The following is a 6,036-nucleotide window of genomic DNA, read 5'->3' on the forward strand; positions in this document are numbered from 1 at the left end:
CCTCTTAGTTCGACGGCTGGAAGAACTCCTCGAGGACGGCGGCGACGCCGTCCTCGTCGTTTGCCGGGGCGATCCGGTCCACCACCGCGAGTACGTCGGGGTGCGCGTTCGCGACGCCGTACGACGTACCGGCCCACGCGAGCATCGGCAGGTCGTTGACCGAGTCACCGAAGGCGATCGTCTCAGCAGCCGAGATCCCTTGTGTGGCGGCGAAATCGGCCAGCATCGCGGCCTTACTGACCCCGGTGGCGGAAATCTCCACCAAACCGTGACCTCCACTGTGACTGGCGGTCACTCGTTGGCCGACCAACGGATTCACCAGTGCGAGCAGGTCGTCGGAGTGCAGACTCGGATGCCGCACCAACAGTTTCGCGGCCGGCTCGGCGAGCAGTACCTCGACGCTCGCGACCAACGTGTCGTCGGGTTGCGGCCAGCGGTTCAGGTAGACCGGTTCCTGTCCGTAGCGGTTCGGTCGCTCGATGGCGAACTGTACGTCCGGGATCGCGGCCCGGATCGCCTGCGCGACCTCCAGTCCGACCGCCGGGTCGATCAGCCGGGTACGGATCGCCTTACGCTGCGGGACGTCGTACAGAATGGCGCCGTTGGCAACAATCGCGACGCCGTGCTCACCGACCAGGTACGACAGGTCGTGCAGCCAGCGAGGTGGCCGGGCGGTGACCATCACGAAAACACTTCCGGCGGCCTGTGCCGCGAGCACCGCGGCGCGGGTGCGTTCGGACACCGTTCCGTCACTGCGGACAAGCGTTCCGTCGAGATCGGTGGCTATCAGGCGGGGTTGGTGCGAAGCCGTCACAGGGTCACCGTAGCGCCGGGCGACCCGGTCCCGCATTACCCTTCTCAGTACGCCGGGCGCAAGCGGTCGAGGCCCGGATTGAGACCTTTTTGACTTTTCTGATTGAGCTTTTGACAACGTCATCAGACCGTTACGGCAGGATGCTGCAAAGGCAGCAAGTTCCCCTGCATCGCACGGTGGGCGCGTGATTTCATGCGGAGGTCTGGTGGGGAACCGGGGGCTGTTCGGCCGCGTCGTATGCGTGTTCTGGATCAGCGCGACTGATGCCGCCCCACCTCCGGAAGCACACACAAACGTCGAACAACTGTTGCGGAATTGGCTGCAACCAAAACCGCGGCAGTGACGTCAAGAGTTATGGATCGGTGCGTCCCACGCCCGGGACGACACGGTGGGCCGGCAACAAAGTGCGGGTCCACCAGCTAGTGGAGCCGTGCGAGCGAACGTCGTTCACCGTTCGTTCATTCGGGTCTTGATACTTGGGGAGCCTTGATGACCGTCAACAGCGCCAACCTAGCGGGGCCGGGGGGCAGTAGCTCTCGAGCGGCTGTCGACACATCTTCCAACAGGGAAGGGGCAATGACCGGCTGTATCGCCCGTTCCGATGTCTTTCAGCACCGCCTGATGGAAGAGCCGCCGCCTGCATCCGCAACCCGCCGTACCCGCGAGCGGTACGAACAGCTCGTCCGCGAAGCGAAGGCGCTGTGCGCCTCCTGCCCGCTCTTCACCGACTGCCTGTACAGCGCGGTCGCGGAGCACGACGTGAGCGGTTTCGTCGCCGGAACCACTGCTGCACAACGGCGTTCGATCCGGAACCTGCTCGACGTCGAGGTGCAGGCCGACGACTTCGACCAGCTTGCCGGCGCGCGGGGGACGCGCCGGCCGGTGAGCCACGAAGAAGTCCTGCGGCTGCGCACCCAGTACCCGAACGACAGCCTCGAGTCGCTGGCGATGCGGCTCGGTTGCTCGCTGTCGACGGTGAAGCGGCACCTGCGGCGCGCGCGTCGCGGTCAGAGCCCGGCCGCCAAGACCCCGCGGCCCCGGCCGCAGGTCAGCGCGGTGCTGGACGCGTTCGACACGGTCGTCGAGCAGCACCAGCCGCGCCGGACGGGCAGCACGCGAGTCGCCTGAACCTGATAGCCGACCCGCCAGCTGACTATCAGGAAACCTCCTACCTCTTCTTTCTTCTTGGGTTCAAAGACAAGGAAAGAAGAAGAGAGGTTGAGGCTTGAGGCCCGGAAATCCTGTAATTACAGGGTTTCCGGGCCTTTATCTTGCCAACTGTCAAGATTTCGGTTGGGACCGAAAGGACTTGACTCAGAACCAGCGGTTGAGTACGGCGGCGACGCCGTCGTCCTGGACCGACTTGGTGACCTCGTCGGCGGCCAGCTTGACCTCTTCGGGGGCGGACCCCATCGCGACGCCGAGACCGGCGTACGTGAGCATCTCGATGTCGTTGCGCCCGTCACCGATCGCCAGCAGGCCGGACGGCTCAAGGTCCAGCTGTGCGAGCGCGACCTTGAGACCCGTGGACTTGTCCACACCCTCCGGTGCGATGTCGAGCCACGCGGTCCAGCCGACGAAGTAGCTGACCCCGTGCAGGCCGAGCCGTTCCGCCAGCTGGACGAAGTCGTTCTCGGACTGCTCCGGGTCGCGGATGATCAACCTGGTCACCGGCTGCGGCGCGAGCTCGTCGTCGCGCACCACCCGGAACCGCGCACCCACGCCGAGGTCGCCGTCCGGGAACGGTGCGGTGACCAGGTAGCTGCCGTCGCTGTCCTCGACCGCCATCCGCGCGTTCGGCGCGTACCTGCGCACCGACGCGATCACCGTCGCCGGGTCGAAGGTCCGCTCGTCGACGACCACGCCGTCCGGGTACCGCATGGTCCGCGCACCGTTGCTACAGACAACGAATCCGCCGGCCGGCAGTCCCAGGCGTTCCGCGATCGGCCTGGTCGTCGACCACGCGCGACCGGTCGCCAGTACGACGGGCACCTGCGCGGCGGCCCGTCGTACCGCGTCCAGAACCGCGGGCGACAACGCGTTGTCGTGGTCGATCAGCGTGCCATCGATGTCCAGGGCAACTACTGTGGGTCGTTCGGTCATTTAGCGACCGGCTCGAGGACCTCACGACCGCCGACGTACGGCTGCAGCGCGGTCGGGACCCGGACCGACCCGTCGGCCAGCTGGTGCGTCTCCAGGATCGCGACGATCCAGCGGGTGGTGGCGAGCGTGCCGTTCAGCGTGGCGACCGGCTGCGTCTTGCCGTCGGCGTCGCGGTGCCGGATGTTCAGCCGGCGGGCCTGGAAGTCCGTGCAGTTCGACGTCGAGGTCAGCTCGCGGTACCGGCCCTGCGTCGGCACCCACGCCTCGCAGTCGAACTTCCGGTACGCCGAGACGCCGAGGTCACCGGTGGCGGTGTCGATCACCCGGTAGCTCAGCTCCATCTTGTCGAGCATCTCCCGCTCCCAGGCCAGCAGCCGCAGGTGCTCGGCGGCCGCGTCCTCGAGCGTGCAGTAGGAGAACATCTCGACCTTGTCGAACTGGTGGACACGGATGATCCCGCGGGTGTCCTTCCCGTGCGAGCCGGCTTCCTTGCGGTAGCAGGACGACCATCCGGCGTACCGGATCGGGCCGTCGGCCAGGTCCAGGATCTCGTCCATGTGGTACCCGGCGAGCGCGACCTCCGACGTACCGGTGAGGTACAGCTCGGGGTCCTCCAGCCGGTAGACGTCGTCGTGCGCCGACAGGTAGCCGGTCCCGCCCATCACCTCGGGCTTGACCAGCGTCGGCGTGATCATCGGGGTGAAGCCGTTCTCGACCGCTTGCTGGATGGCCAGCTGCAGCATGCCGAGCTGGAGCAGCATCCCGGCGCCCTTGAGGAAGTAGAACCTGCTGCCCGAGATCTTGGCGCCGCGCTCCATGTCGATCGCGCCGAGCAGCTCGCCCAGCTCGAGGTGGTCGCGAGGCTCGAAGCCCTCGGCGGCGAAGTCCCGCGGCTTGCCGACCTCCTCGACCACGACGAAGTCGTCCTCGCCGCCGACGGGGGCCTCGTCGGAGACCAGGTTCGGCAGCGCGGCGGCGAGCTCGTCGTACCGGCTGCCGGCCTCGTTCGCGGCGGCCTCATGGGCCTTCACCTCGGCGGCCAGCGTCTTGGTGCGCTCCAGCAGCGCGGCCCGCTCGTCGCCCTTGGCCTGGGCGACCTGCTTGCCGAGCGCCTTCTGCTCGGCCCGGAGCGCCTCGAAGGCGGAGATGGACGATCGACGCTCACTGTCGGCGACCAGGATCTGGTCGACCACGTCCGTACTCTCGCCGCGCTTGGTGAGGGCGGCGCGCACGACATCAGGGTTCTCACGGAGCAGTTTCGCGTCAATCACACCCTGAGGGTATCGGGGCGTGTCTGAACCGGCGAAGTGTATTCGGGATGATGGGCTGGCAACAGCCATCATCGAGGGGGAACCGAGCGGCCGATGAACCACCACCCACCCAGTACCGCGGTCGGCCGCGCGCTCACGGTCGTGCTGGGTGCCCTGCCGTTCACGGTGATCACGCTGCTGGTGTTCGGGCAGTGGCCGCCGCTCGCGCGCTGGGACCAGTCGGTCGCGGCGCGTGCCTCGGCGTACGGCGCCGCGCACGAGGGGCTGCTCGACTTCTGGCAGCTGATCAGCACGGTCGCCGTGCCCTGGACCATGCGGATCGTGATCGCAGTGGTCGCGGCGTACCTCTGGCAGCGGCGGGCCCGGTTCCTGACCATCTGGCTGCTCACGAACGCGGTGGCGGAGCTGGTACTGGTCCAGGTCGTGAAGACGGTCTTCGAGCGGGCACGCCCCGCCGGGATGCTGGTCGAGACGACGGGGTTCTCGTACGTCTCAGGACACGCGACGGCCGCGTTCGTGATGGCCGGCGCGCTGGGCGTCGTGCTGCCGTCGGTACGCGGCTGGCGGCGGCGGTTCCGGCTGCTGGTGCTGCTGCCGGTGATCGCGGTGGTCTGGATCGTGTCCGCGGACCGGATCGCGCTGGACGTGCACTACGTGTCCGACGTACTCGGCGCCTGGGCGCTCGGGCTGGCGATCCTGACCGCGACGTCGATCGGCTTCGGACTGCGGCCCGGTCTGCGACGGCGCAGGCGGCGTACGGCCTCCGACGGCGACGGTACGACGGCCCCGCCGCGGGCGGCCGTCATCGTGAACCCGATCAAGGTCGGCGACGGCGTCGCGTTCCGCCGGAAGGTGACGCGCGCGCTCGCGGTCCGCGGGTACGAGGACCCGCTGTGGCTGGAGACCCGCGAGGACGACGCCGGCAGCGCGATGGCGAAGCAGGCGATCGAGTACGAGTCGGACCTGGTCCTGGTGGCCGGCGGCGACGGTACGGTCCGGGTGGTCTGCTCGGCGCTCGCGCACACCGGCATCCCGGTCGGCGTGATCCCGGCCGGCACCGGGAACCTGCTCGCCCGCAACCTGCACATCCCGCTCGACCTCGACGACGCGCTGGAACGGATCCTCGAGGGCCGCGACCGCCGCATCGACCTGGTCGCGGTGCACGGCGACGAACTGGAGAACGACCGGTACGCCGTGATGGCCGGGCTCGGGCTGGACGCGGCGATCATGTCCGACGCGCCGCCGCACCTGAAGAAGCAGATCGGCTGGACGGCGTACCTCGTGTCGGCCGCGAAGAACGTGAACCACCCCTCGGTCCGCGTGCAGATCACCATCGACGACGCCGAACCGATCGAGCGCCGGGTCCGCACCGTGGTCATCGGCAACGTCGGCATGCTCCAGGCAAACATCCCGCTGCTCCCCGACGCCCGCCCCGACGACGGCCTCCTCGACGTCGTGGTGCTCGCACCACGCCGGGTCACCCAATGGCCGATCGTGCTCTGGCGGCTCCTCACGCGGACGAACCGCAGCGACATGTACCTGGAGCGCTACACCGGCCGCAAGGTAGAGATCCACGCCGCCGTCGACGTCCAACGCCAACTAGACGGCGACCCCATCGGCCCCGGCCGCTACCTATCCACCGAGATCGAACCGGGCGCCCTCACCGCCCGCGTACCGAAACGGCGGTAGAGGGACTGCGCTTCCCCCCCCGCGGTGCTACGCGCGGCTCCTTCGTCGCCGTGCTCCGCGCCGAGGAACACCTGCGAAGCACGCTGGGGCCACCACCTCCACGCGGCACCACGTTCACACCCTCCACCACCTCCCGCTGCCAACCTCCACGTCCACCGC

The 6,036-nt window shown here is 68.3% G+C and carries 5 protein-coding genes; 2 read left to right on the plus strand and 3 right to left on the minus strand.

What is annotated here, in order from left to right; translation table 11 throughout:
- Positions 1-4: 4 nt before the first annotated feature.
- On the minus strand, positions 5-814 hold the full coding sequence (locus VFF46_RS30050; RefSeq protein ID WP_325040601.1) for an HAD family hydrolase: 810 nt from the start codon (positions 812-814) through the stop codon (positions 5-7).
- A gap of 621 nt (positions 815-1,435) precedes the next feature.
- On the opposite strand from VFF46_RS30050, the gene VFF46_RS30055 reads away from it, so the two are divergent.
- Positions 1,436-1,942 (plus strand): WhiB family transcriptional regulator, encoded by a 507-nt coding sequence (locus VFF46_RS30055; protein ID WP_325040602.1) that lies wholly within the window; start codon positions 1,436-1,438, stop codon positions 1,940-1,942.
- Between the two features lie 186 nt (positions 1,943-2,128).
- On the opposite strand, the gene VFF46_RS30060 is transcribed toward VFF46_RS30055, so the two are convergent.
- Both VFF46_RS30060 and serS read right to left on the minus strand, forming a co-directional pair.
- Positions 2,129-2,917, minus strand: coding sequence for an HAD family hydrolase (locus VFF46_RS30060; RefSeq protein WP_325040603.1), 789 nt, complete (start codon positions 2,915-2,917; stop codon positions 2,129-2,131).
- Entirely contained in the window at positions 2,914-4,188 is a 1,275-nt protein-coding gene (serS, locus tag VFF46_RS30065) for a serine--tRNA ligase (protein WP_325040604.1), read from the minus strand. Before serS ends, VFF46_RS30060 begins: the two co-directional genes overlap by 4 nt.
- Before the next feature lie 93 nt (positions 4,189-4,281).
- On the opposite strand from serS, the gene VFF46_RS30070 reads away from it, so the two are divergent.
- On the plus strand, positions 4,282-5,877 hold the full coding sequence (locus VFF46_RS30070; protein ID WP_325040605.1) for a diacylglycerol kinase family protein: 1,596 nt from the start codon (positions 4,282-4,284) through the stop codon (positions 5,875-5,877).
- Positions 5,878-6,036: the final 159 nt, after the last annotated feature.

It is taken from the genome of Kribbella sp. (genome assembly GCF_035655035.1).
Lineage (GTDB): Bacteria > Actinomycetota > Actinomycetes > Propionibacteriales > Kribbellaceae > Kribbella.